Annotated in this window: 19 protein-coding genes and 1 pseudogene; 13 read left to right on the top strand and 7 right to left on the bottom strand. The window is 71.9% G+C overall.

Features of this window, described 5'->3' with window-relative positions; genetic code table 11:
- Window positions 1-119: 119 nt before the first annotated feature.
- Window positions 120-797, bottom strand: a complete 678-nt coding sequence (locus ACFVVA_RS24950) for a TetR/AcrR family transcriptional regulator (RefSeq protein WP_387692779.1) — start codon at window positions 795-797, stop codon at window positions 120-122.
- Between the two features lie 221 nt (window positions 798-1018).
- Between ACFVVA_RS24950 and ACFVVA_RS24945 the strand changes: the two genes are divergently transcribed.
- Entirely contained in the window at window positions 1019-1600 is a 582-nt protein-coding gene (locus ACFVVA_RS24945) for a Uma2 family endonuclease (RefSeq protein ID WP_387692777.1), read from the top strand.
- Window positions 1601-1722: 122 nt separating this feature from the next.
- A complete protein-coding gene (locus tag ACFVVA_RS24940; RefSeq protein ID WP_387692775.1) occupies window positions 1723-2511 on the top strand; it encodes a VOC family protein in 789 nt (262 codons plus the stop codon).
- An 85-nt stretch (window positions 2512-2596) separates the two neighbouring features.
- Here ACFVVA_RS24940 and ACFVVA_RS24935 read toward each other — a convergent pair whose 3' ends face one another.
- Window positions 2597-3055, bottom strand: coding sequence for a hemerythrin domain-containing protein (locus tag ACFVVA_RS24935; protein WP_387692773.1), 459 nt, complete (start codon window positions 3053-3055; stop codon window positions 2597-2599).
- A gap of 150 nt (window positions 3056-3205) precedes the next feature.
- Window positions 3206-3802: a TIGR03086 family metal-binding protein gene (locus ACFVVA_RS24930; protein WP_387692771.1), complete on the bottom strand. Its 597-nt coding sequence runs from the start codon at window positions 3800-3802 to the stop codon at window positions 3206-3208.
- A 210-nt stretch (window positions 3803-4012) separates the two neighbouring features.
- On the opposite strand from ACFVVA_RS24930, the gene ACFVVA_RS24925 reads away from it, so the two are divergent.
- From ACFVVA_RS24925 to ACFVVA_RS24890, 8 genes and pseudogenes are all read left to right on the top strand, one after another.
- Complete coding sequence (locus ACFVVA_RS24925; RefSeq protein ID WP_387692769.1) at window positions 4013-4582, top strand: DoxX family protein; 570 nt, start codon at window positions 4013-4015, stop codon at window positions 4580-4582.
- 337 nt (window positions 4583-4919) lie between these two features.
- Window positions 4920-7220, top strand: a complete 2301-nt coding sequence (locus ACFVVA_RS24920; RefSeq protein WP_387692767.1) for a M9 family metallopeptidase — start codon at window positions 4920-4922, stop codon at window positions 7218-7220.
- 287 nt (window positions 7221-7507) lie between these two features.
- Window positions 7508-9805, top strand: a complete 2298-nt coding sequence (locus ACFVVA_RS24915) for a M9 family metallopeptidase (RefSeq protein ID WP_387692765.1) — start codon at window positions 7508-7510, stop codon at window positions 9803-9805.
- A 209-nt stretch (window positions 9806-10014) separates the two neighbouring features.
- Entirely contained in the window at window positions 10015-11121 is a 1107-nt protein-coding gene (locus tag ACFVVA_RS24910) for an LLM class flavin-dependent oxidoreductase (protein ID WP_387692763.1), read from the top strand.
- Window positions 11118-11741, top strand: coding sequence for an FMN reductase (locus ACFVVA_RS24905; RefSeq protein ID WP_387692762.1), 624 nt, complete (start codon window positions 11118-11120; stop codon window positions 11739-11741). Before ACFVVA_RS24910 ends, ACFVVA_RS24905 begins: the two co-directional genes overlap by 4 nt.
- A 226-nt stretch (window positions 11742-11967) precedes the next feature.
- Window positions 11968-12264: pseudogene (locus tag ACFVVA_RS24900) on the top strand (hypothetical protein); the annotation flags it as partial.
- Window positions 12228-13283 carry a Dyp-type peroxidase gene (locus tag ACFVVA_RS24895; protein ID WP_387692760.1) on the top strand — a complete coding sequence of 352 codons (1056 nt, stop codon included), beginning with the start codon at window positions 12228-12230 and terminating at the stop codon, window positions 13281-13283. The pseudogene ACFVVA_RS24900 and the gene ACFVVA_RS24895, both read left to right, overlap by 37 nt.
- A gap of 38 nt (window positions 13284-13321) precedes the next feature.
- Window positions 13322-14119, top strand: a complete 798-nt coding sequence (locus ACFVVA_RS24890; protein WP_387692758.1) for a family 1 encapsulin nanocompartment shell protein — start codon at window positions 13322-13324, stop codon at window positions 14117-14119.
- A gap of 161 nt (window positions 14120-14280) precedes the next feature.
- Here ACFVVA_RS24890 and ACFVVA_RS24885 read toward each other — a convergent pair whose 3' ends face one another.
- Window positions 14281-17478, bottom strand: coding sequence for a BTAD domain-containing putative transcriptional regulator (locus ACFVVA_RS24885; RefSeq protein ID WP_387692756.1), 3198 nt, complete (start codon window positions 17476-17478; stop codon window positions 14281-14283).
- Between the two features lie 112 nt (window positions 17479-17590).
- Between ACFVVA_RS24885 and ACFVVA_RS24880 the strand changes: the two genes are divergently transcribed.
- Window positions 17591-19756 (top strand): tetratricopeptide repeat protein, encoded by a 2166-nt coding sequence (locus ACFVVA_RS24880; protein ID WP_387692754.1) that lies wholly within the window; start codon window positions 17591-17593, stop codon window positions 19754-19756.
- On the opposite strand, the gene ACFVVA_RS24875 is transcribed toward ACFVVA_RS24880, so the two are convergent.
- Together ACFVVA_RS24875 and ACFVVA_RS24870 are read right to left on the bottom strand one after the other, a co-directional pair.
- Window positions 19725-20330 (bottom strand): hypothetical protein, encoded by a 606-nt coding sequence (locus ACFVVA_RS24875; protein ID WP_387692752.1) that lies wholly within the window; start codon window positions 20328-20330, stop codon window positions 19725-19727. The genes ACFVVA_RS24880 and ACFVVA_RS24875 overlap by 32 nt on opposite strands.
- Window positions 20327-21598 (bottom strand): hypothetical protein, encoded by a 1272-nt coding sequence (locus tag ACFVVA_RS24870; protein ID WP_387692750.1) that lies wholly within the window; start codon window positions 21596-21598, stop codon window positions 20327-20329. The genes ACFVVA_RS24875 and ACFVVA_RS24870 overlap by 4 nt, the downstream gene beginning before the upstream one ends.
- Window positions 21599-21968: 370 nt before the next feature.
- Between ACFVVA_RS24870 and ACFVVA_RS24865 the strand changes: the two genes are divergently transcribed.
- Both ACFVVA_RS24865 and ACFVVA_RS24860 read left to right on the top strand, forming a co-directional pair.
- On the top strand, window positions 21969-22754 hold the full coding sequence (locus ACFVVA_RS24865) for an electron transfer flavoprotein subunit beta/FixA family protein (protein WP_387692748.1): 786 nt from the start codon (window positions 21969-21971) through the stop codon (window positions 22752-22754).
- A gap of 56 nt (window positions 22755-22810) precedes the next feature.
- On the top strand, window positions 22811-23773 hold the full coding sequence (locus ACFVVA_RS24860; protein ID WP_387692746.1) for an electron transfer flavoprotein subunit alpha/FixB family protein: 963 nt from the start codon (window positions 22811-22813) through the stop codon (window positions 23771-23773).
- 130 nt (window positions 23774-23903) lie between these two features.
- Here the strand turns inward: ACFVVA_RS24860 and ACFVVA_RS24855 are convergent, their stop codons facing one another.
- Entirely contained in the window at window positions 23904-24356 is a 453-nt protein-coding gene (locus tag ACFVVA_RS24855; RefSeq protein WP_359915655.1) for a hypothetical protein, read from the bottom strand.
- Window positions 24357-24632 lie beyond the last annotated feature (276 nt).

The following is a 24632-nucleotide window of genomic DNA, read 5'->3' as shown; positions in this document are numbered from 1 at the left end:
TGTGCGTGAACGGTCGAGTGCCGTACGGGAACGGCGGGTTGCCGCACCGGGAAGGTGCGGTGAAAGGGTGTGCCGGGGCGCGACAGGGCGCCGTCGGGCGGTCGGTACTGGTGGTCGGGTCAGTTCTGGGGCTGGAAGTCCTCGAAGGTCGCGGCCCGGCCGGGCAGCACCGAAGCGGCCGGCGCGCGCAGGCCGTCCAGGAAGATCTGCAGGTGCCGGTGGACGAAGTCGTCGAGCAGTCGGCAGGCGGTGTTCGGCAGTGGCCGGGTCAGCTGGCTCATCGCGATGAACAGGTCACCGTGGTCGACGTCCGACCGTAGCTCGCCCGCGGCCCGGGCGCGCTCCATCAGCCCGCCCACGGCGGCCTGCAGGCGCTCCCGGATCTCGGCCAACTCCGGGTCGAACGGGTCGACATGGTTGCTGAACAGGGTGCAGAGACCGCCGACCTTCTCCCCGACGGACGCGTGCGCGAACCGCTGGAGGGCGTCGAACGGGCCGCCGCCGTCAGGAGCGTCCGCCTCGGCCGTCGCCGTCTCGGCGAGGGCCAGGATGCGGTTCTTGACGAGCACCGCCACCTCGTGGATCAGCGCCACCCGGTCCGGGAAGTTCCGGTACAGCGTGGCATTGCCGACCCCCGCCCGCTTCGCGATCTCGTCCAGCGGTGCGTCCGCACCGTGCTCGACGAACGCGTCCCGGGCCGCCAGCACGATCCGCTCCCGGTTCCGGCTCGCGTCCGCACGCAACTTCGGCGTACGCGCGCTCCCGGCGGGACGGACCGACTCGGCGGTGGTGGTCACGACGACTGCTCCTCATCAGGATACCGGGGAAATTCTCCCCGCTTCTTCCAACGTACTCGCAAACGGGGAATCCGTCCCCGGAATTTCCGCCCCCCATGTGACCTGCGTCACGCCCGGGGGGCGCGCCTCGGCCGACTGGGCTGCGATCTGTGCCGAGCGGCCCGTAACCACTCGCCGGGGACCTCGTTGAGCCGAAGGGTGTCCAGGAGAAGGAGGGGCCCGTGGCTGCGATCTCCGAGCGCCCGCAGATGCTGCCCGAGCAGTTCGAGGAGTTCGCCCGTCACCTGGGTCGGACGGTCGAGGGTATCCGGCTGGAGCTCCTCAAGGGGAAGTTGGGGATCAAACCCGCGCCGGATGGCGACCACGGCATGATCATCGAGTGGTTGACGCAGGTCTGCGTGCAGTCGCGGCCCGAGCTGTGGATGTACGACCACGGTCTGCAGGTTCAGTCGTGCCGAGACGGGCGTGCGCATCCGGACGGCACACTCGCTCCGCACGGCACCGTCGCCGGGCAGGGGGAGTGGGCCAACGCGGATGACGTCCTGATGGTCGCGGAGGTCACCTCCTACGACTCCGACGCCGACCGTCGTGCTCGCGTGGAGAAGTCCCGGGTCTACGCCGAGAGCGGTATCCCCGTCTACCTGCTGATCGACCGGGACAGCGCCGAGGCGAGGGTGTTCAGCCGGCCCGACGGCGTCCGCTACGAGACGGTCCACACCCTCCCCTTCGGCAAGGCCGTCCAGCTGCCCGACCCGGTGGGCATCTCCCTGGACACCGAGCCCCTCAAGAACTGGGTGCGCTGATCCCGGGCATGGCGTCCCCGGGGCGGTGCGGGTGGCGGCCTAGGCTGTGGGCGTCCCGGGCGGCCGGTGGGTCGTCGGAGCCGGGAGGGGCCCGGCGGTCGGGTGGGCAGAGGAGGTTCGCGATGGGCAGCGGTGAGACGGCCGCCAGGGTGCGCTGTGTGGCGGCCGTACCGTGCTGGGTGAGCCTGATGGCCCGGGACCTGGACGATGCCGAGGAGTTCTACGGGCCCCTGCTCGACTGGGAGTTCGAGCCCGGGCCGGACCGCTTCGGCCCGTACGTGCACGCGGTGACCGGCGGGGAGGCGGTGGCCGGACTGAGCGTGGCCGGCTTCGGGGCGATCCCGGTCGCGTGGACCAGCTACTTCGGGACGGAGAGCGCCGACGCCGCCGCCGACGCGGTGCGCGAGCGCGGCGCGACGCTGGCGGTCGGCCCGCTGACCTTCGACGCCGGGCGGGTGGCCTTCGCAGCGGACCCGGCGGGCGCGGTGTTCGGCATCTGGGAGGGCCCGCCGGGCCGGGCCCGGAAGCTGGACGTGCCCGGCGCGCCGGTCTGGATCGAGCTGCGCACCCCGGACCCGTTCGCGGCGGCACTGTTCTACGGCGAGGTGTTCCGCTGGGACGGCCGGGACCCGGAGCGCTTCGACGTCCGCTGGGAGCACGACCGGGTGGTGCTGCGCGCCGAGGGCCACAGCGTCGCGGCGCTGGCCAAGGAGCAGGCGGGCGGCCCGGCCGGGATGCCGCCGCACTGGGAGGTGTCCTTCGCCGTCCCGGACACCGACCGGGCGCTGGCCCGGGCCGTGGAGCTGGGCGGCGGTGCGCTCGGGCCGGTCTTCGACTCCCCGTACGGGCGAGTGGCCCGGCTGCGGGACCGCGAGGGCGCCCGGTTCGCGGTGATCGGCCCGAAGGACTGACCGGAGCCGGGGAGCCGATCGGTCCGGGGGACTGACCGGCCAGGAGAACCGACCGGCCCGGGGCGCCGATCGACCCGGGGCCTGATCAGCCCGGGGCGTCCAGCTCGGCCCGGTCCGCGCGCAGCCGGTCGCCCAGGGCGGTGCGGGCCGCCGCCGGCAGGGCTTGGCGGGCGGCCGGGAAGAGCTGCTCCTCCTCGTCGCGCAGATGCCGTCGCAGGGTTTCGGCGAGGCCGCGCAACAGGGTGCCGAGGGCCGGGTCGGCGGGGCCGAGCCCCTGGAGGTCGGCGAGGTACTGCCCGATCGCCAGGTGGTCGTGGATGCTGCGGAAGACCAGCGCCCCGCCGTCGGGCACGTCGTGCTGCACCACGGGGAAGAGGTGTTCCTCCTCGGCGGCGCAGTGGGTGAACAGCAGGTCGGTCAGCCGGGCGATCAGCTCGCCGCGCCCGGGGTCGTCGGCCGGTGCGGACTCGATCCGGTCGAGCAGCTCGATCGCCGCCCGGTGGTCGGCGGTGAACTCGCCGAGGATGTCAGGCCTGCGGCTCATGGCCCGCCCGCCTCTCGCACGGAAGACTTCCCCCGTCGCCTTCCAGTATCCGGCGCCGGCCCGTTCACCCGGAGGCACGCCCGTTCACGCGCGGGCGCGGCCGGTCACCCTCCGTCGTGCAGTCCGGTCACCCTGCGCGCCGCCGCCCGGTCACCCGCCGTCCTGCCGCCCGGCGAGGGCGAGCAGCCGGGTCTGCGGTCCGGCGTCCTCGGGCACTGGCACCGGCGGGTCGAAGAGCCCGCTGCCGGAGAGGTCCCCGTACCCGGCGAACTCGCCGAGCGCGAACCCGACGAGCCCGTCCGGGAGCCGGGTGAGCCGTCCGATGCCCTCGGCGAGGTCCCAGGAGTGGATCACCAGGTCGGTGGTGAGCTGGTCCAGGTAGTACTGGCCGGAGGTGTCGCCGAAGGAGAGGTGGACGGTCAGCTCGGTGGCGCCGGGGACGGTCCAGGCCTCCCGGGCGGCCTCGGCGGCGTCGGTCCAGGCGGTGACCGGGTCGTCGCCGAGCACGTCGCCGTCGAAGCGTCCGCCGACCTCGCCGACGGTGGCGCCCATCAGCAGTTCGGGTACCCAGAGCTGCTCGCCGGTGAGGTGGTTGACCAGGTCGCGGACGGACCAGTCGCTGCACGGCGTGGGGGAGTCCCACTGGCCGGGGGTGATGAGCCGGACGCGCTCGCCGAAGGCGTCCAGCGCCTCGGGGTACGGGGTGCCGGTCCGCGCCTCCCGTCGGTGGTGCCTGTGTTGAGCCATGCCTCCACCCTCTCCGGCCCGGACGGGCTCCGCGAGTCGCCGACGATCCGTCAGTTGTTCAAATTCGAACTTCGCGGTACGGTCGAAGAGCGGCGGTTCAAATTTGAACAACGGCCCCGGGTGACGACCCCTGCCCGCCGTACCACCACAACCCGTGACCACGTCCGGCCGCGCCGGACGACGACCGAACCCCGATCGATGGAGACGCGCATGCCGAGCAGCAGCCCGAGCACGACCGCCGCCACCACCACCGTCAGCCCGGCCCGGGACACCGCCGGGCCCGCGACGACCTCCCCGCACGCCTACGACGCCGGACTCCTGCTCCTGCGCCTGGCCCTCGGCCTGACCATGGCCGCGCACGGCAGCCAGAAGTTGTTCGGCTGGTTCGGCGGCGGCGGGATCGACGGCACCGGTCAGTTCTTCACCATGAGCGGCTACCCGGCCGGCGACGCCATGGCCGTGGTGGCCGGCCTCACCGAGACGCTGGGCGGACTCGCCCTCGCCGTCGGCCTGCTGACCCCGCTGGCGGGCGCCGCGATCGTCGGCACGATGGTCAACGCGATAGCCGTCACCTGGGGCGGCGGCTTCTTCGCCCCGAAGGGCAGCGAGTACGAGCTGCTGCTGACCGCGGGCGCCGCGGCACTCGCCCTGACCGGCCCCGGCCGCTACGCCGTGGACCGCTTCCTGCCGGTGCTGCGGGCGCACCGCCTGGCGTACGGCGTGGCCGCCGTCGTGGTCGGCCTGGTGACGGCGGGCGTGATCCTGCTGCTCCGCAAGTAGATGCTCCGCAAGTAGCCGCTCCGGGAGGGGGATTCCGGGAATTCCCGGAATCCCCTCCTTCGCAAGCGGAAAGGGCACGGTGACGACTCGTCGCCGTGCCCTTTCCGCTGTCGTGGATGGGTGGGCCTTGGGTAAAGGCCTTCACAATGTTGTGTGATGTGTGCAATGGTACATGGCACATCCCCACCGTCTCCACGGCGGAACCGCCCCACGCGGTGCCGTCGCCGACGGACCTCGCTCCACCGTAGGCCGCGCCCCAACTCGCGGCCTTTGACGGCCCGGAGGCCCCCACGTGAATGGCCGACGCTTACTGCGAGTCCCGCAGTTGGCAAGACTGTTGACGCTCGTTCTGACCCTCGTTCTGGCGATCGGCGTGTTCGCCCCGCTCAGCCAGGCCGCCGCCCCCACCCCCACCCCTGGCGCTTCCACCCCCGGCGGTGAGACCCCCACCACCACGCCCACCCGGCTGGCGCCACCGTCGGCCACCGGCGAGAACCCGGCCGACCGGGCCATGGCGAAGATGGACGGCGGGAGGCGTTCCACCTCGGATCAGCCGCTGCCCGAGCCCCTCGCGCCCCAGGTGCCAGGCCTGGCGCCCGAGCAGCAGCCGGTGGCCAAGGCCCTGGGCCTCGGCGCCGAGGCGGCCGATGCGGCCGAAAAGCCTTGCAACGTGGGCGACTTCACCAGCCGCACCGGAAGCGCCCTGGTCCAGCAGATCAAGTCCAGTGACTACTGGTGCATCAACTCGCTGTTCAAGATCGGCCTCGGCGACGCCGTCAACGCGTTCCGCGAGTCCCAGATGGTCTCGGTGGCGTACGCGGTGCGCGACGCCGCCAACAGCTACCAGGGCAACGACAGCGGCTCGATCTCGGAGCTGATGCTCTACCTGCAGGCCGGCTACTACGTCGAGTTCTACAACGAGAAGGTGGTCGGCCCCTACGGTGACGCCCTGCTCACCGCGAGCCGTGCCGCACTGGACGCGTTCTACGCCAACCCCCGCTCGCGGGACGTCACGCCCGACAACGCCGGCCCGCTGTTCGGGGCGACCACGCTGATGGACAGCACCCAGGACGCCGGCCACTACCTGCCCGTCATCCGGCGCCTGCTGAACGACTACGACAGTGCCGCCTGGAGCAGGGCCAACATGGCCTGGGCGGTGAACCCGGTCTTCTTCACGCTCTCCCGCGGCCCCGATCAGGCCGGGTACCGCGCCGTCGTCAACGCCGACCCGGGCGTCATGGACGCCCTGTTCACCTTCGCCAGCCGCAACCACGACCTGATCGGCACCGACCTCGGCCCGATGGTCTACAACGCGGCCACCGAGCTGGGCCGGTTCATGCAGTACCCGGAGTTCCTGCCCAAGCTGCGCCCGTACGTGAGCCCCCAGATCGCGCAGTCCTCGCCGAGCGGTCCCAGCAAGTACGTGCGCGGCACCCTGACCTGGTGGGCGCTGCACTACGACAAGGGCAACTGCGCGTACTACGGCATCTGTGACGACCCGGCGAAGTTCAGGGCCGCCAACCTGACCGTGAAGTACACCTGCAGCCCGAGCATCACGATCGTCGCCCAGGCGCTGGACAGCACCCAACTGGGAGCCGCCTGCGCCAGTTTGACCGGCCAGGACGCGTTCTTCCACGCGGTGGCCAGGGACAGCGGCCCGGTCAGGGACGACAACAACGGCACGATCGAGGTGGTGGTCTTCCACACCGACTTCGACTACAAGGTGCTCGCCGCGGTCATCTTCGACATCAGCACCAACAACGGCGGCATGTACCTGGAGGGCGACCCGGCCGCGGCCGGCAACCAGCCGCGCTTCGTCTGCTACGAGAACAAGTGGGCCTCGTCCTTCGAGATCTGGAACCTCAACCACGAGTACACCCACTACCTCGACGGCCGGTTCAACGTGTACGGCGACTACGACGCCGGCCAGGTCCAGCCGATCGACTGGTGGGTCGAGGGCTTCGCGGAGTTCGTCTCCTGGTCGTACCGCAAGGCCGTCAACACCGACGCCGTCGCGGTGGCCTCGCAGCACACCTACAAGCTGAGCGAGCTCTTCGACACGGTCTACGCCAGGAGCAGCCAGGACCGGGTGTACCGCTGGGGGTACCTGGCCGTGCGCTACATGCTGGAGCAGCACCGATCCGACGTGGACGCGGTCCTCGCCAAGTACCGGGCCGGTGACTGGGACGGTGCCCGCGCCATCCTGAAGACCACCATCGGCACCCGTTACGACGCCGACTTCGACAGCTGGCTGACCAGGTGCGCCGCCGGCGCCTGTGCCGCCGACACGCCGGGCCGGCCGCAGTTGCCGGAGTGCGCCGGAGGTGACGTCCGGCAGCTGGGCGCCAACTGCGTGCGCAGCAACGTCGCGGCGACCACGGGCAACTACGCGCACTTCTACCTGACGGTGCCGGCCGGCACCAAGCAGGTGAAGATCACCACCAGCGGCGGCACCGGCAACGGCGACCTCTACTACAACCCGGGCAGCTGGGCCTACACCAACTCCCACGTCTTCCGGTCGACCAACCCGGACAACTCGGAGACGCTGACCGTCACCAACCCGCCGGCCGGCTACGTCTTCTTCGGCCTCTACGCCCAGCAGGGCTTCAGCGGGGTGAGCGTCACGAGCGAAATGTGAGCCGACCTCGGCAACCAGACAGGTGACCGCCCCGGGCGGAGCGCGACAGCGCCCCGCCCGGGGCGGGTCTGTTGACGGACCGTCATCACCGGTCCCACCTGAATTCCCCGCGAACTGCGCACAACGCCCCGGGTTCCCAAGGCCATGTGAGATGTGCCATGGTACATGTCACACCCCCCACCGTGCCCGACGGAACCGCCCCCCACGCGGCGCCGTCACCAACGGTCCTCGACACCCCCACCGGCCGCGCCCCACGTCGCGGCCGACGACGGCCCGGAGGCCCCCACGTGAGTCCTTCACGTCTGCTGCGACTCCCGCAGCTGGCACGATTGCTGACGCTCGTCCTGTCCCTGTTCCTGGCGGTCGGCCTGTTCGCCCCGCAGTCCCAGGCCGCTCCCGCCGCCCCCACCCCCGGCGGCACGCCCACGCCCGTCCCCACCGGACCGGCCCCGCAGCCCGCCACCGGCGCCCCCGAACGAGCCGACAGCGGGCAGCAGTTGGCCTCGACCGACCAGCGCGCCCCGCTCCCGGTCGACACCCGGCCGGCCGAGGTCCGGCCGACCGCCAAGGCCCTGCGCCTCGGCGCGGCGGCCGAAAAGCCCTGTACCGTCGGCGACTTCTCCGGCCGGACCGGCGGCGACCTGGTCCAGCACATCAAGGACGCCGACATCCAGTGCATCAACAGTCTGTTCCAGCTCACCGGCGGCGACGCGCGCGGCGCGTTCCGCGAGGAGCAGATGAGCACGGTGGCCTACGCGCTGCGCGACGCGGCGGCCAACTACCCCGGTGACAACAGCACGTCGGTCGAGCAGCTGGTGCTCTACCTGCGCGCCGGCTACTTCGCGCAGTGGTACCACAAGCAGGACGTCGGCGAGTACGGCGCCGGCCTCAAGACCGCGATCCAGTCCGGCCTGGACGCCTTCTTCAACAGCGCGCACTCGCGCGACGTCGCGGCGGGCAACGGGCCCATCCTGGGCGAGGCCGTCACCCTGATCGACAGCGCCCAGGAGAACGTCCGCTACCTGCCGGTCGTCAAGCGGCTGCTGGGCGACTACAAGGCCGACACCTGGAACCCGGCCGGCATGGCGTGGGCCGTCAACCCGGTCTTCACCGTGCTGTTCCGTGGTCACCAGGTGCCCGGCTTCGACGCCGCCGTCGAGGCCGACCCGAGCGTGCTGGACGCGCTGTCCGACTTCGCGACCCGCAACAACGCCCTGCTCGGCGACACCTACGGCGTGCTGGTCTACAACGCGACCAAGGAGCTCACCCGCTTCCTGAAGGACACGGCTCTCCAGGCCAAGGTCCGCCCCCTCGCCAAGGGGCTGGTCGGCACCTCGGAGCCGAAGGGCCGCACCGTCTACCAGTGGGCCGCGGTCGCCGAGGGCGTCGACTACTACGACGCCGGCAACTGCTCGTACTACGGCACCTGCAACAAGGCCGACCAGCTCAAGGCCGGCGTGCTGACCGTGAAGCACACCTGCAGCCCGAGCATCACGATCCTCGCCCAGGCGCTGGACAGCACCCAGGTCGGCACCGCCTGCACCAGCCTGAACGGCCAGGACGCGTTCTTCCACGCGGTGGCCAAGGACAGCGGCCCGGTCAAGGACGACGGCAACAACACGATCGAGGTCGTGGTCTTCCACTCCTCGCTCGACTACCAGGTGCTCGCCGCCGCGATCTACGGCATCGACACCAACAACGGCGGCATGTACCTGGAGGGCGAGCCGGCCACGGCCGGCAACCAGCCGCGCTTCCTCTGCTACGAGGCCGAGTGGGCCCGCCCGTCCTTCGAGATCTGGAACCTCAACCACGAGTACACCCACTACCTCGACGGCCGGTTCGACATGTACGGCGACTTCGACGCCGGCATGACCACCCCGACCGTCTGGTGGGTGGAGGGCTTCGCCGAGTACGTCTCCTGGTCGTACCGCAAGGTCAACAACGACGCGGCCATCGCGGCGGCCGGCCGCCACACCTACCGGCTGAGCGACCTCTTCGACACCGCCTACGGCGACCAGGACCGGGTGTACCGCTGGGGGTACCTGGCCGTGCGCTACATGCTGGAGCAGCACCGCTCCGACATGGACGCGGTCCTCGCCAAGTACCGCGTCGGTGACTGGAACGGTGCCCGCACCATCCTGAAGACCACCATCGGCACCCGTTACGACGCCGACTTCGACAGCTGGCTGACCAGGTGCGCCGCGGGCGCCTGCGCCACCGACGGGGGCGGTACGCCCACCACGCCGCAGCTGCCGGAGTGCACCGCCACCGACACCCGTCTGCTGGCCGCCAACTGCACCCGCAGCAACGTCGCGGCGACCACGGGCAACTACGCGCACTTCTACCTGCTGGTGCCGGCCGGCACCAAGCAGGTGAAGATCACCACCAGTGGGGGCACCGGCAACGGCGACCTCTACTACAACCCGACCGGCTGGGCGTACACCGAGAGCAGCACCACGCACTCGGCCGGCCCGGACAACTCCGAGACGCTGACCGTCACGGACCCGCCGGCCGGTGGCTACATCTTCTTCAGCCTCTACGCCCAGCAGGGCTTCAGCGGGGTGAGCGTCACGAGCGAAATGTGAGCCGGGAACGGCAAACGGACAGGTGACCGCCCCGGGCGGAGCGCTACGGCGCCCCGCCCGGGGCGGGTCCGCGTTCCGCGGCCGGCGCCGACCGCCGGGAACGGGGCCGGCGGGAACGGGACCGGCGGGAACGGGACTGGCGGGAATAACGATCCGCGCCGGGGTGCTAAGGTGGTTGAAAGTTGGACTACCTGGGACGGGTGAGCAGCATGCAGTTCGGAATCTTCTCCGTCGGCGACGTGACGACCGACCCCACCACCGGCCGCACCCCCACCGAGCACGAGCGGATCAAGGCGATGGTGGCCATCGCCCGCAAGGCCGAGGAGGTCGGCCTGGACGTCTTCGCGACCGGCGAGCACCACAACCCGCCGTTCGTCCCGTCCTCGCCGACGACCATGCTCGGCTACATCGCCGCGCAGACCGACCGCATCATCCTCTCCACCTCGACCACGCTGATCACCACCAACGACCCGGTGAAGATCGCCGAGGACTTCGCGATGCTCCAGCACCTGGCCGAGGGCCGGGTGGACGTCATGATGGGCCGCGGCAACACCGGCCCGGTCTACCCCTGGTTCGGCCAGGACATCCGCCAGGGCATCCCGCTCGCGGTCGAGAACTACGCGCTGCTGCACCAGCTGTGGCGCGAGGAGGTCGTGGACTGGCAGGGCCGCTTCCGCACCCCGCTGCAGGGCTTCACCTCCACCCCGCGCCCGCTGGACGACGTCCCGCCGTTCGTCTGGCACGGCTCGATCCGCAGCCCCGAGATCGCCGAGCAGGCCGCCTACTACGGCGACGGCTTCTTCCACAACAACATCTTCTGGCCGCAGGAGCACACCCGGCGGATGGTCGAGCTCTACCGCGAGCGCTACGCGCACCACGGCCACGGCACGCCCGAGCAGGCGATCGTCGGCCTCGGCGGGCAGGTGTTCATGCGGAAGAACTCCCAGGACGCGGTGCGCGAGTTCCGTCCGTACTTCGACAACGCGCCGGTCTACGGGCACGGGCCCTCGCTGGAGGAGTTCACCGAGCAGACCCCGCTGACCGTGGGCAGCCCCCAGGAGGTCATCGAGAAGACCCTGGCCTTCCGCGAGACCTTCGGCGACTACCAGCGCCAGCTGTTCCTGATGGACCACGCCGGCCTACCGCTGAAGACGGTGCTGGAGCAGCTGGACCTGCTCGGCGAGGAGGTCGTGCCGGTGCTGCGCGAGGAGTTCGCCAAGGGCCGCCCGGCCGGAGTGCCGCAGGGGCCGACCCACGCCGCGCTGGTCGCGGCCCGGGACGCGCGGGAGAACGAGAAGGCGGAGGTGGCCAAGTGACCGCGTACAAGCTGGTGGTGGTGAGCGCCGGACTGAGCAAGCCGTCCTCGACGCGGCTGCTGGCGGACCGGCTCACCGACTCGACCGTGCGCCGGCTCGCCGCGGAGGGCCGCGAGGTGGACGTCACCGTGGTCGAACTGCGGGACCTGGCGGTGGAGATCGCCAACAACTTCGTCACCGGCTTCCCCGGCGCCGGGCTGCGCGCGGCGATCGGGGCGGTGACGGAGGCGGACGCCCTGATCGCGGTGACGCCGATCTTCACGGCCTCGTACAGCGGTCTGTTCAAGTCCTTCTTCGACGTGATCGACAACGACGCGCTCACCGGCAAGCCGGTGCTGATCGCCGCCACCGGCGGCACGCCCCGGCACTCGCTCGCCCTGGAGCACGCCGTCCGCCCGCTGTTCAGCTACCTGCGCGCGGTGGTGCTGCCGACCGCCGTCTACGCGGCCACCGACGACTGGGGCACGGCGGGGGACGGGCTCACCGACGGCCTGCCGCGCCGGATCGACCGGGCGGCCGGGGAGCTGGCGGCGCTGCTGGCCGGGCGCGGCCCGGCGGCGCCGGAGCTGCCCGAGCAGGTGGTGCCGTTCGCCGAGCAGCTGGCGGCGCTGCGGGTCTGAACCCGCCCGGCGTCCGCGGGGGAGGGCCGCCCGTCCGCGTCGAACGGCCCGCGTCGAACGGTCCGCATCGAACGGCCCGCGTCGAACGGCCCCGTCGGAACGGCTTCCGGCGGGGCCGTTCGGCTATGCGCCGGCCGTGCTGGATTGTCCGCTTTGCGATGTAATCATTCCCATGATCGGATCAGTGCTGGTCCATCCCCCGCCCGGCGTCCCCGCGCCGCGCCTGCGGGTCGCGGGCAAGGACTTCGCGACCTTCCTGGAGAAGAACTACGAGCCCACCGAGCCGCTGTTCCGGCTCGCCGAGCAGACCGGTGCGGTGCTGCTCAACGGCGGCGGCTTCGACGGGCCCGAGTGGTCCGTGCGGGTCTCGCTCGCGAACCTGGACGACCTCGACTACCTGAAGATCGGACACCACCTCCAGCAGATCTTCGCCGACTACCGCGCCGAATGGGACGCCTCCCGGGCGTCCCGAGAGAGGTCACGACCATGCAGACCGAACCGCAAGCCGTGCTCTCCCCGCTGACCAGCGCGGCCGTCTTCCTGGTCCTCACCGTCGAACCCGGCCGCGAGGACGCCGTCCGCGACCTGCTGCCCGAGCTCGCCGGACTGCGCCGCGCCGTCGGCTTCCGCGCCCCCAAGGGCGCCCTCACCTGCGTCACCGGCATCGGCTCCGAACTCTGGGACCGCCTCTTCGCGGGCCCCCGCCCGTCCGCCCTGCACCCCTTCCGGGAGGTGGCCGGCCCCCGCCACCGGGCCCCGGCCACCCCCGGCGACCTGCTGCTGCACCTGCGGGCCGAGCGGATGGACCTCTGCTTCGAACTGGCCGCGAAACTCACCGAACGGCTCGCCGGGTCGGCCGCCGTCGTCGACTCCGTCCAGGGCTTCAAGTACTTCGAGGACCGGGACCTGCTCGGCTTCGTCGACGGCACCGAGAACCCGGAGGGCCGGGCCGCCGAACGCGCGGCCCTGATCGGCGCCGAGGACCCGGAGTTCACCGGCGGCAGCTACGTCATCGTGCAGCGCTACGTGCACGACATGGACACCTGGAACGCGCTGAGCGTCGAGCAGCAGGAGGGGGCGGTCGGCCGCACCAAGCTCGACGACATCGAGCTGTCCGACGACGTCAAACCCGCCGACTCGCACGTGGCGCTCACCGTGATCACCGGGCCGGACGGCGAGGAACGGCAGATCGTCCGCTTCAACATGCCGTACGGCACCTTCGGCTCCGCCGGCCGCGACGGCGAGGTCGGCACCTACTTCATCGGCTACGCGGCCGACCCCGGGGTGACCGAGGAGATGCTGCGCAACATGTTCGTCGGCAACCCGCCCGGCACCACCGACCGGCTGCTCGACTTCTCCACCGCCGTCACCGGCGGGCTGTTCTTCGTCCCGACCGCCGACTTCCTCGACTCCCCGCCGCCGGCGCCGGCCGCTTCCGCGTCCGTCCCCGTCCCTGCGGCCGTTCCCGTGGCCGTCCCCGTTTCCGCGGCCGGTGCCGGGGACGGCTCGCTCGGCATCGGAAGCCTCAAGCAGACCCCCTGACAGACGCCCTGACAGACCACCTGAACAGGACCCCGCACATGAACAACCTCCACCGGGACCTCGCCCCGATCTCCGCCGCCGCGTGGGAGGAGATCGAGGAGGAGGCCCGCCAGACGTTCAAGCTCCACATCGCCGGCCGCCGGGTGGTCGACCTCAACGGCCCCGAGGGCGCCACCCTCGCGGCCGTCGGCACCGGCCACCTGACCGCCATCGACCCCCCGACCGACGGCATCCAGGCCCGCGCCCGCGCCGCCCAGCCGGTGGTCGAGCTGCGCGTCCCCTTCACCGTCCGCCGCGACGCCGTGGACGACGTCGAACGCGGCTCCCGGGACTCCGATTGGCAGCCCGTCAAGGACGCCGGTCGCAAGCTCGCCCTGGCCGAGGACCGCGCCGTCTTCGAGGGCTACCGCGCCGCCGGCATCGACGGCATCCGTGCCGCCTCCACCAACCCTGCGGTCCAACTCCCGCAGGACGTCAGGGAATACCCGGAGGCCGTCAGCCGCGGGCTCACCGCCCTCCGCCTCGCCGGCGTCGGCGGCCCGTACTCGCTCCTGCTCGGCGCGGACGCCTTCACCGCGGTCAACGAGACCAGCGACCACGGCTACCCCGTCCACAACCACATCGCCCGCCTCCTCGACGGGGACATCATCTGGGCCCCGGCCATCGAAGGCGCCTACCTGCTCTCCGCCCGCGGCGGCGACTTCGAGCTCTTCCTCGGCCAGGACGCCTCGGTGGGCTACCTCTCCCACGATGCCGAAACGATTCAGCTCTACCTTCAGGAGACGCTGACGTTCCGGGTGTACACGGGAGAGGCGGCCGTCGTCCTACGCGCCTAGCACCAGATCGGACTCGAAGTGAGGATCTGGTGGGCTATGTAGATGAACATGCACATGGCGCTCTTGCTTTCTGGTCCGGTTCGGTCGGCGGGAGCCGCTTGATGCGCAGAGCTTTGCATAACCGGACCGAAGGATCCAAATCAGCGTCCGAGTCTCGAACTTTATTTCGAGGAAGGACGATCATATGAAAAACGCGATTCAAGTTCGGTGAGCGCGGAGCGGACGCGCGCGGCCTCGTCCGCGATGTCGACCTGCTCGGCGAGAGCGACGGCCGCTGTCAGATGGGCGAGGGCAGCGGACGGGTTTCCGGCTGCCGCCTCGCAGCGGCCCAGGCCGCGCAGGGCAGCCGCCTGCTCGCGGCCGGTGCCGATGGAGCGTGCGAGCTCCAATGCGAGCGCGTGCTGTTCCCGGGCTTCCTCGTGGCGACCGGCGGCGAGCAGGGTCTGACCGAGCCCGTTGCGGCCATCGGCCTCGTGGCGGACGGTTCCGAACTCGCGGAAAGTCGCCAGGGCCGACCGGTAGAGCGCGAGGGCGATTTCCAGCTCGTCCGGGATTTCCAGCGTTTCTGCGAGGTTGGCGCGGGCCACGGACAGATCCAGTGGGGGAACCGCATTGTCGGCGGCGTCCAGAATCCTTTCAAATATCCCCCGGGCCGTTGAATTTCGTCCGGCGCTGATGTGGAGCTCCCCGGTGTTGTTCAGTGCCCGGAATTCAAGGACCCGGTCATCGAATTTCCGGGCCAGTAGCAACGCTTCGCCATAGACGGTGAGTGCCGATTTCTCGTCCCCCAGTGAACGGTGCAGAATGCCGATGTTGACCAGGCAGCGAGCGGAGTTCCACTGGTCGCCCTGGTCCTCCCGGATGGCCAGTACCTGTTGCTGGATCGCCAGGGCCTCATGCAGCCTGGTCTGCTCCCACCGCAGCCGCCCGAGGAGGTTGAGGGCGTTCGCCGCCGCGTCCAGGTCACCCTCGGTCCGGGCCAGGCCGAGGCCTCGTTCGAGGGCCTCGGCCGCGGACTCGTAGCGGGAGGCGTTGGCGAGTGTCGCGCCGAGGTCGATCAGTGCCCGCGCCTCCTGTCGGTCGTTCGCCTGCGACCGCCAGTGGGCTGCGGCTGCCCGGTGCAGGCTCTGCGCCTCGCTCCAGTAGGCCTCGGCGTCCAGGTGGCCGGCCAGGACATGGGCGAGCCAGGCGCCGCTCTCCGCGACGCCGGCGCGGGGCGCCTGCGTTGTCAGGGCGATCAGGGCGGCGTGTTCAGTCTCCAGCCAAGTCCTCGCCGATTCGGGTGAGTTCATCTCAATATCGGTCAACAGCTCTGCCAGGTAGCCGAGTTGTTGATCGTCCGGAAGCTCGGATCTCGATCTGTGCGGATAGAGCAGGCGGTCCGCGCGGTCGGCGGCGTGCAGGGCGAAGCGGATCAGTCGATCGGCGGCTGCTTTCCGCTGATCCTTTTCCACCCCCAATGCTGTCGCGAACTCCCTGAGGAGATCATGGAGTTGGTACCGTTCGGGCGCGATCTCCTGGATCAGGTGGCAGTTCAGCAAGGCCTCCAGAACCTCGTCCGTCTCATCGATCGAACGCCCGAGCAGCGCCGCCGCCGCGTGCACACCGAAATCCGGTCCCGGGTACAGGCCGAGCAGTCGGAAGGCCGATCGCTGGCCGGCGGAGAGGTAGCGGTACGACAGCTCGAAGACCTGGGCGATGTTGGCCGAGCCGGTGCGGATCTCCCCGAGCCGGCCGTGCGTCCTGGACAAGCGCCGGGCGAAGTGCCCGAGGGTCCAGGACGGGCGGCCCTTGAAGCGGCTGGCGGCGATCTCGATGGCGAGGGGCAGGTGGCCGCAGCGCTCGACGATCTCGATGATGCTCGCGGTGTCCGTCGAGCGCTCGGGTCCCACCACGTCAGCGAACAGGGCCACGGCGTCGTCCACCGTGAGCACGTCCAGGAACACCGGTCGGGCGCCCGGGAGTTCGGTGAGCCGCTGGCGGCTGGTGACGAGGATCAGGGCGGACGGGGCGGGCGGCAGCAGCGGGCGGACCTGAGCGGCGTTGGAGGCGTCGTCGAGTACGACGACGGCGCGGCGCGAGGACAGTTCCTCGGCGCAGAGGGCGAACACCTCGTCGGCGTCCAGTGGGATGGTGGTGGCGGGCACGCCCAGGCGTCTGAGCAGCAGGGCACCCGCCGCCTCCGGGGTGAGCGGCGGTTGGTTGCCGACGTGGGCGCGCAGGTTGAGGTGGACGTAGCCGTCCGGGAAGTGCTCGCGCATCAGGTCGGCGGCGTGCAGGGCGAGGGTGGTCTTGCCGACTCCGGGCATGCCGAGGATCGCCGAGACGGTGACCACCCCGCCCCGGGCGAGCCGGGTGTCGGGGCCGGGCAGGACACGGCGCAGGTCGTCCTCCCGGCCGATCAGACGGTGCCGCCCGGGGACGTCCTCGGGTGGCACGGCCGCGGGGCGGGGGGCCGGCGCGGTCCCGGTCCGCACCCCCGAGCCGGGGAGCGGTTCGCCGTGCAGGATGAGCTGGTGGAGGCGGGTGAGCTGTTCGCCGGGTTCGGTGGCGAAGTGGGCGTGGAGCAGCCGGGCGACGGCGGGGTAGACCGCCAGCGCGTCGGTCTGTCGACCGACGGCGTAGAGCGCGGTCATCAGGTGGCCGGCAAGGCGCTCGTCGGTGGGGCGGTCCTCGCGCAGTGCGGTGAGCTCGGGGATCAGTTCGGCGAAGCGGCCGATGCGCAGGTCGATCTCGACCCGGCGCAGTGTGGTGGTGAAGTGCTGGTCGGCCATGGTGGTACGAGTGGTCCGGGCCCAGCTGCCCGGCAGGCCGGCCAGGGGCTCGCCGCGCCACAGGCTCGCGGCGCGGCTCAGCACGGTTCTGGCCTGGTGGTCCTGTCCGTTCTCGGCGAGTAGTCCGGCTTGTTCGGAGAGGTCCAGATACAGGTACCAGTCAATCAGCAGGGGATCCGTCCGCAGAGTGTACGTATGCGATTTGGTGACGATCGAGGGCGGCTCCCGGGGCTCTGTCGCCGACGTGCTCCGGGCGGCCCGTCCCAGCAGGGTGCGCAGATGGGAAACGTGGCTGTACAGGCTGGTCAGAGCGCTGGGCGGGGGATCCTCACCCCACAGTCTGTATGCGAGCGAGTCGTGGGAGAGCGGCCTTCCGACCTCCAGGGCGAGGGCGGCCAGCAACTGGCGCCGCTTGTCGGACGGAATGGCCAATGGCTCTCCGTTCACCGACAGTTCAACTGAACCCAGGAGATGGAACCTCAAGATGACGCCCCCCGCCGGTTGGCTACCAGCTTGCCGTGTCGCGGGTGAGCATCGCATGCACGTGAGGTAATCGGCCATACCACCGCAGGGTTCGGTGCCCATGCTTTTGGGAATTGTCTCGACGTGACGAAGCGTCATGTGATAGCGCCGCAGGGGTAATTCGTCCGAGGCCGGGGGGCCCAGTGACAGGATCGACCGTGGTCGGCGGGCGCCGGTGAACGACGTCAACCTGCCGTACGGAGTGGTGCGGAACTCGCTGGCCGGTGCCACGACGGTCGCCGGTCCGGTGGTGCAGGCCGGAACGATCCACGGCGGGCTGCACCTGCACGGCGCTTCCGCCCTGCCCACGCCCAGGCAACTCCCGCCCTGTCCGCGGCGGTTGATCGGGCGGGAGGCGGACCTGGCGGCGCTGGACCGCTCGCTGGCCCCCGACGCCGGGGCGGCGGACGTCACCCTCGTGGTGACCGGCCCCGCCGGGGTCGGCAAGACGGCGCTGGCCGCGCAGTGGCTGCGCGGCCAGGCCGGCCGCTTCCCGGACGGCCAGCTGTACGCGGACCTGCGCGGCTACGCGCCCGGTGGCCCCGCCGACCCGGCCGAGGCCCTCGGCGGCTTCCTGCGGGCCTTCGGGATCTCCCCGGTGCCCGGGAGCCTGGAGGAGGGGGCCGCGCTCTGGCGCTCGCTGGCGGCGGAGCGGCGGATCGCGGTGCTGCTGGACAACGCCTCGACGGCCGCCCAGGTGCGGCCGCTGCTGCCCGGCTCGGACCACACGGTGGTCGTGGTGACGAGCCGCCGCCGGCTCACCGGGCTGGGCATCGACGGTGCGGTGTTCCGGCCGTTGGGTCCGCTCGCCCGGGAGGCCTCCACCGAGATCCTCGCCGCGCGGGTCGGCAGGCACCGGGTGGTCGACGAGCGCGCCGCCGCGGCCGAGGTGGTGGAGGCCTGTGCCGGGCTGCCGCTGGCGATCTGCCTGGCGGCGGCCCGCATCGCGGCGCGCCCGGCCCAGTCGCTCGCGGCGACCGCCGAGATGCTCGGCCGCGGCACCGACCGGCTGGCGGTGCTGAACGTGGAGGGGGAGACGGTGCGGGACCTGCTGGACGCGTCCTACGGCGTGCTGGAAGCGGAGGCCGCCCGGCTCTACGGGCTGCTGGGCCTGCTGCCCTTCGCCGAGTTCACCCTGGAGAACGCCGCCGTGCTGGCGGACGTGGACGCGGCCGGGGCCGATCGGCTGCTGGACGGTCTGATCGATGTGCACCTGCTGGAGGAGACCGGGCCGGAGCGGTTCCGCTTCCACGACCTGGTGCGGCTGCACGCCCGGGCGCACGGGGTGCGGGTCCGGGAGGCCGGGTCCACCGGGGCCGCGCTGGACCGGCTCGTCGACTGGTACCTCGCCTCGGCCACGGCCGCCGAGGCGGTCGTCTCGCCGACCCACCGCACCCTCGCCCGCGACTACCGCAGCCGCCCCGTCCACCCGGCCCGGGAGTTCGGGGGCGACGTCCCGGCCCTGGAGTGGTACGACGCGGAACGCGACCGGCTGGCGGGCGTCCTGCGCTGGTGCGGGGAACTGGACCGCCCCGCGGCGGCGTGGCAACTCGCGGACGCCATGTGGCCGTTGTTCCTGCGGTTGCGCCCGGCCCGGCTGTGGGTGGAGGCCACCCGGATCGGCCTGGACGCGGCCCGGGCGGCCGGCTCCCGCAGCGGCGAGCTGCGGATGCTGACCGACGGCGGGAACGGACTGCGGAACGCGGGGGAGGGGGAGGAGGCGGCACGCTGGTTCACCGAAGCCCTCGTCCTCGCCCGGGAGCTGGGCCGTCCGCTGGTGCAGGCGGACGCGCTGTACGGGCTCAGCCAGACCCACCGGATGGCCGGCCGGCTGGACACGGCCGCCGAGTGCCTGCACGAGGTGGTCCGGCTCCGCGAGGCCGAGGACTACCTGCGCGGTTCGGCGCTGGCCCGGCTGGCGTACGGCGAGGTGCTGCTGCTGGCCGGCCGGGCGGCCGAGGCGGTGGAGCCGGTCGAGCGGGCGGGCCGCGAGCTGGCCTCGATCGAGGACGACTACGAGGCGGCCCGCGCGACGGCCTTCCTGGGCCTGGCGCACGGCCGGCTGGGTGCGTACGAGCGTGCCGAGGCCCATCTGGAGGAGGCTCTGGCGGGGTTCCGGGCCCGGCTGTCCGCGCACTGGGAGGCGCGGACGCTGGAGTTCGCCGGGCAGGTCGAGGAACTGCGGGGCCGACCGGACGCGGCGCGGGCCCGGTTCGAGCAGTCCAGGGCCCGGTACCAGGAGGTCGGTGCCGCGGCCGAGGCGGCCAGACTGGCCGACCGCCTCGCCGCGTACGGTGTGGACGGCGCCGTCACTCCCTGCCCGGGCGAACCGGAGGCGTGAGCCGGCTCCACCCGGAGCCCGGGGTACGGCACTCGGAGCCCGGGGTGCGGCACCCGGAGCCCGGGGTACGGCACCCGGCGGCGCTGACCCGGTCGAGTTCGTCCAGCGTCCGTCCGGCCGCCAGCCAGGCGTGCGCCAGCGAGCCGAGGGCCGGCGGCGGGACGGGCCCGCCGCCCGGCCCGGAGGCCCGCAGGACGAGCCGTTCCCCGGTCCGGGCGAGCACCAGCACCGCTCCCGGACGGTGTTCGGCCGTGGCCACCGCACATCCGGGGTGCGCGGAGAGCAGTCCCGCGAGCCGTGCGTGGGCGTCCACCACCGGAACGGGACCGAGGTGCAGCACGTCGGCGTGCCGGCGCCAGCGCAGGCCGCCGGGCTCGGTGAGGTCGAGCACGAGGTGCTCGTCCACGAACCCGGGCCCCGGCCGCTCCGCCGCCGCCGCCGGGTCGGCGGCCAGCAGCCCGTGGCGGACGCCGGTGGTGGACGTCACCCGGGCCTCGAACAGCGTGGTCGCCGAGCCGTCGTGCCCGCCGGGGCGGACCGGCGCCAGGCGCACCGTGTGCAGCGCGGCGGTCATCCGGCCCGCCGCGCGTCGGCCGCCGCGATCGCGTCCAGCGGTTCGGGCAGCGGGAGCGGTTCCGGATCCGGGGTGTGCGCCGGCTGGCCGAGCCCGAGGACGCGGTACAGCAGCCGGCGGGCGTTGCGGTCGAATCGGCCCGGTTCGGAGCTGATCCGGTCGGCGATGGCCGCGTAGTCCTCCGGGCGGTACTGCTCGGCGGCGTAGGCGAGTTGGCCGGTGAGCGGGTGCCCGGGGGCGAGCGCGGGGGCGGTCCGGGCGAGCTGCGCGGCCGGCGAGCGCGGGTTGACGTGCCGGTGCGGGTACTCGGCGAGCAGGACGGGGACGCCGGTCATCGCGCCGTACAGGGTGACCGAGCCGTGGTCCCCGATGACGAAGTCGGCGGCGACCAGCAGCGGCCGCCAGTCCGTCTCGGGCGGGATCACCGTGACGGCTCCCCGGGTGGTGGCCTTCGCCCAGGAGCGCACCGCGTAGGCCGAGTGCTGGGCCGCGATGTTGGGGTGGGGCAGCAGGACGGCCCGGTACCCGTGCCGGGGCAGTTCCGAGGTGAGTCTGGGCAGCACGGCGTCGAGCCGGGTGAAGAGCGAGCCGTCGCCCCAGGTGGAGGAGACCAGCACCAGCTTCTCGTCCGGCCGCAGCCCCAGGGCGTTCCGGTGGTCCTCCCGGTGCGGCAGGGCCGCGGAGATGCGGTCGTAGCACGGGTCGCCGACCACTTCGGCGATCGGCAGGGCGTCCGGGCAGCCGCGCCGGAGTTCGAGCAGTTCCTCCTCGTGGGCCAGGGCGAACGAGGTGGGGACGAGCCGTCCCTCCCAGTAGAGGTAGTCCCGACCGAGCCCGATGGCCGCCCGCTCGCCGTCCGGGGCGCTGCGCCGGGCCAGCTTGATGTTGCCGGCCCCGTGCGGCAGCCGGACGACCGGGCCGTGCAGCTGCTCGATCCCCTGGGAGCCGGCGGCCAGGATCAGGTCGAACTCGCGGCGGACCGCCTGCTCCCACGGCAGTACGGTGCCGCCCAGCGCCCGGAGGATCTCCGCGGCGCCCCCGTTGAACATGTGCGGTGCCACCGTGAACTGCACGTGGACCCGCAGGTCCGGGGCGAGCAGCGAGTAGAAGTCGTGCAGCCGCTTGGCGTACACCATGGTCTGCGCGACCACGAGCACCTCCTTGCGGTCCCGCAGGGTTTCCCAGGGCCCGTTGTTGCTCCAGGGCGCCGGCGTCCGGCGCGTTCCGTCCGTCGTGGTGATGTCCTGTTCCCCGTGCACCAAGGTCATCCTTCTCCCCCTCCTTGATCCCAGGTTCGGGGCCGTTCGCGGGCCCCGGGGTCGATGGTCCCCGGGGCGTCTGGCGGATTCCATGACGCGATCTGGTCGGTGCTTGCGGAAACCTTGTGTCCGCTTCCCGCGCCGCCGGCCGGCCCCCGGAGCCGGGAAGGGTACTGAGTTCCTTTACGAGGGGTACTGAGTGCCGTATTCTCTCCGTGGAGCCTCTGACGCCAGTCGAAGAGAGCCGACACGGTATGCCGGTCCAGGTGGTGCTTGCGGTGCGCGGGCCGCGCCGGGCCGGACTTGGCACTCAGTACCCCCGGCATGCCTGAGGCCATGGATCCAGTGCACCCGTGCACCCGTGACAGGAGAACCGCTCATGAGCTTGAGGATCGTCGTCTGTGTGAAGCACGTCCCGGACGCGACGGGTGACCGTCGTTTCGCGGACGACCACACCACCGACCGGGAGGGTGTGGACGGCCTCCTGTCGGAGCTGGACGAGTACGGCGTGGAGCAGGCGCTGCGGATCGCGGAGGCGAACGAGGGCGCCGAGGTGACGGTGCTGACGGTGGGGCCGGACGACGCGAAGGACGCGTTGCGCAAGGCGCTGTCGATGGGTGCGGACAAGGCCGTGCACGTGAACGACGACGACATCCACGGCACGGACGTGATCGGGACGTCGGCGGTCCTGGCGAAGGCGCTGGAGAAGACCGGGTTCGACCTGGTGATCGGTGGTATGGCATCGACGGACGGCACGATGGGTGTGCTGCCGGCGCTGCTGGCGGAGCGTCTGGGTGTGCCGCAGGTGACGCTGCTGTCGGAGGTGTCGGTCGAGGGCGGTGTGGTGCGGGGTCGTCGTGACGGTGACGCGGCGACCGAGCTGGTCGAGGCGGCGCTGCCGGCGGTGGTCTCGGTGACGGACCAGTCGGGCGAGGCCCGGTACCCGTCGTTCAAGGGGATCATGGCGGCGAAGAAGAAGCCGGTGCTGTCGCTGGACCTGGACGACCTGGGCATCGAGGCGGACGAGGTCGGTCTGGCGGGTTCGTGGACGGCGGTCGAGTCGGTGGCGGCGCGTCCGGCGCGGACCGCGGGCACGGTCGTCAAGGACGAGGGCGAGGGCGGCAAGTCGCTCGCCGCCTTCCTCGCCGACCAGAAGTTCATCTGAGCCGGCGCGCCCAGCCACCCACCCCCTGCCACAGCGAAACACGGAGACATTGAGCAATGGCTGAGATTCTCGTTCTGGTGGACCACGCCGACGGTGCGGTCCGCAAGCCGGCCCTGGAGCTGCTGACCCTGGCCCGCCGTATCGGCGAGCCGTCCGCGGTCGTCCTCGGCGCCGGTGCGGCCGCGGCCGGCATCGCGGCGAAGGCCGGCGAGTACGGCGCGGTGAAGGTGTACGTCGCCGACGGCGCCGAGTTCGCCGACCAGCTGGTCGTCCCGAAGGTGGACGCCCTGGCCCAGATCGCCGGGGCCGGCGACGTCGCCGCCGTGCTGGTGACGTCCTCCGGCGAGGGCAAGGAGATCGCCGCGCGCGTCGCGCTGCGGATCGGCTCCGGCATCATCACCGACGCCGTCGACCTGCGCGCCGGCGACCAGGGCCCGATCGCCACCCAGTCGGTGTTCGCCGCCTCGTACACCGTCGACTCCCGGGTGAGCAAGGGCGCGCCGGTCATCACCGTCAAGCCGAACGCCGTCGCCCCGGAGGCCGCCCCGGCCGCCGGCGCGGTGGAGAACGTCGCCGTCGCGTTCACCGGCAACGCGGCCAAGGTGACCTCGCGGACCCCGCGCGTGTCCTCCGGCCGCCCGGAGCTGACCGAGGCCGCCATCGTGGTCTCCGGCGGCCGCGGCGTCGGTGCCGCCGAGGGCTTCGGCGTGGTCGAGGAGCTCGCGGACGCGCTGGGCGCGGCCGTCGGCGCCTCGCGCGCGGCCGTGGACGCCGGCTGGTACCCGCACAGCAGCCAGGTCGGCCAGACCGGCAAGCAGGTCTCCCCGCAGCTGTACGTGGCCAACGGCATCTCGGGCGCCATCCAGCACCGGGCCGGCATGCAGACCTCGAAGACCATCGTGGCCGTCAACAAGGACCCCGAGGCCCCGATCTTCGAGCTCGCCGACTACGGCGTGGTCGGCGACCTCTTCGAGGTGCTGCCGCAGCTCACCGCCGAGGTGAAGGCCCGCAAGGCCTGATCCCCGGACGACAGCGGAGGGCGTGGCGCCGAGTGGTACTCGGTGCCACGCCCTCCGTCGTTCTCCCTCGTTCTCCGGCAGCGCCCCGGGCGCGCCGTCCGCCCCGCCCGCCGCACGATCCCCCGGCGGATCACTCCGCGACGAAGGCCGCGAGGTGCTGGGTGGCGAGGTGCTGGGTGAAGCCGCCCTGGGCCGGCGGCAGCGGGCGCGGCTCGGTGTCCTGCACCGGCGGTGGCGGCTCCATCGGCAGCAGCCGCAGTTCCGGCTGGTCGGAGTCGGGGGAGGGGAGCAGCCGCACCCGGGTGCCGACCGGCACGGTGCTGCGCATCCCGTCCACGATGCACCAGACGTCGAAGCCCTCCGCCATCCGGATCAGGGACTTCTGACGGACCAGCGGCGTCCGGGCCTGCTCGACCGCGCAGCGCCGCACCACGCCGGTGCCCTCGCTGGGCTCCAGCCTGAGGTCGGTGGATCCGCAGGTGGGGCAGAGCAGCCGCTGGAAGGTCGGGTTGTTGCACCACGTGCAGCGCTGGAAGTACAGCGTCGTGCTGCGGGTGTCGGCATCGATGGCTGAGTGGATCACGCTGTCATCTCCCTGCGCTCGGACCGGCTCGTTCGGCAGAAGTTCGGCAGAAGTTCGGCACGAAAAGGATAGGGAACTCAGTACCGCGAAGGGAAGGCACTGAGTTCCCTTTTTGCCGCGCGCATGCATAATGAAGGGTACTGAGTACCGTCGTGAAACAGGAGTGGCGATCATGAGCCAGGACTTCGATCTCTTCCGGATCTCCGAGGAGCACGGGATGCTCCGTGAGGCGGTGCGTTCGCTGGCCGAGGCGAAGATCGCTCCGTTCGCGGCGGA

This window comes from Kitasatospora sp. NPDC058048 (genome assembly GCF_042885555.1).
GTDB classification, from domain to species: Bacteria; Actinomycetota; Actinomycetes; order Streptomycetales; family Streptomycetaceae; genus Kitasatospora; species Kitasatospora lactacystinica.
The sequence above is the reverse complement of the archived record's forward strand: the minus strand, read 5'-3'. Positions and strand labels throughout refer to the sequence as shown.

Excerpts from the sequence above, each read along its gene's own strand:
- ACFVVA_RS24940 (WP_387692775.1), top strand. The coding sequence starts at position 1,723 with ATGGGCAGCGGTGAGACGGCCGCCAGGGTGCGCTGTGTGGCGGCCGTA.
- ACFVVA_RS24935 (WP_387692773.1), bottom strand. The coding sequence starts at position 3,055 with ATGAGCCGCAGGCCTGACATCCTCGGCGAGTTCACCGCCGACCACCGG.
- ACFVVA_RS24930 (WP_387692771.1), bottom strand. The coding sequence starts at position 3,802 with ATGGCTCAACACAGGCACCACCGACGGGAGGCGCGGACCGGCACCCCG.
- ACFVVA_RS24925 (WP_387692769.1), top strand. The coding sequence starts at position 4,013 with ATGCCGAGCAGCAGCCCGAGCACGACCGCCGCCACCACCACCGTCAGC.
- ACFVVA_RS24910 (WP_387692763.1), top strand. The coding sequence starts at position 10,015 with ATGCAGTTCGGAATCTTCTCCGTCGGCGACGTGACGACCGACCCCACC.
- ACFVVA_RS24895 (WP_387692760.1), top strand. The coding sequence starts at position 12,228 with ATGCAGACCGAACCGCAAGCCGTGCTCTCCCCGCTGACCAGCGCGGCC.
- ACFVVA_RS24890 (WP_387692758.1), top strand. The coding sequence starts at position 13,322 with ATGAACAACCTCCACCGGGACCTCGCCCCGATCTCCGCCGCCGCGTGG.
- ACFVVA_RS24885 (WP_387692756.1), bottom strand. The coding sequence starts at position 17,478 with ATGGGCACCGAACCCTGCGGTGGTATGGCCGATTACCTCACGTGCATG.
- ACFVVA_RS24875 (WP_387692752.1), bottom strand. The coding sequence starts at position 20,330 with ATGACCGCCGCGCTGCACACGGTGCGCCTGGCGCCGGTCCGCCCCGGC.
- ACFVVA_RS24870 (WP_387692750.1), bottom strand. The coding sequence starts at position 21,598 with ATGACCTTGGTGCACGGGGAACAGGACATCACCACGACGGACGGAACG.
- ACFVVA_RS24865 (WP_387692748.1), top strand. The coding sequence starts at position 21,969 with ATGAGCTTGAGGATCGTCGTCTGTGTGAAGCACGTCCCGGACGCGACG.
- ACFVVA_RS24860 (WP_387692746.1), top strand. The coding sequence starts at position 22,811 with ATGGCTGAGATTCTCGTTCTGGTGGACCACGCCGACGGTGCGGTCCGC.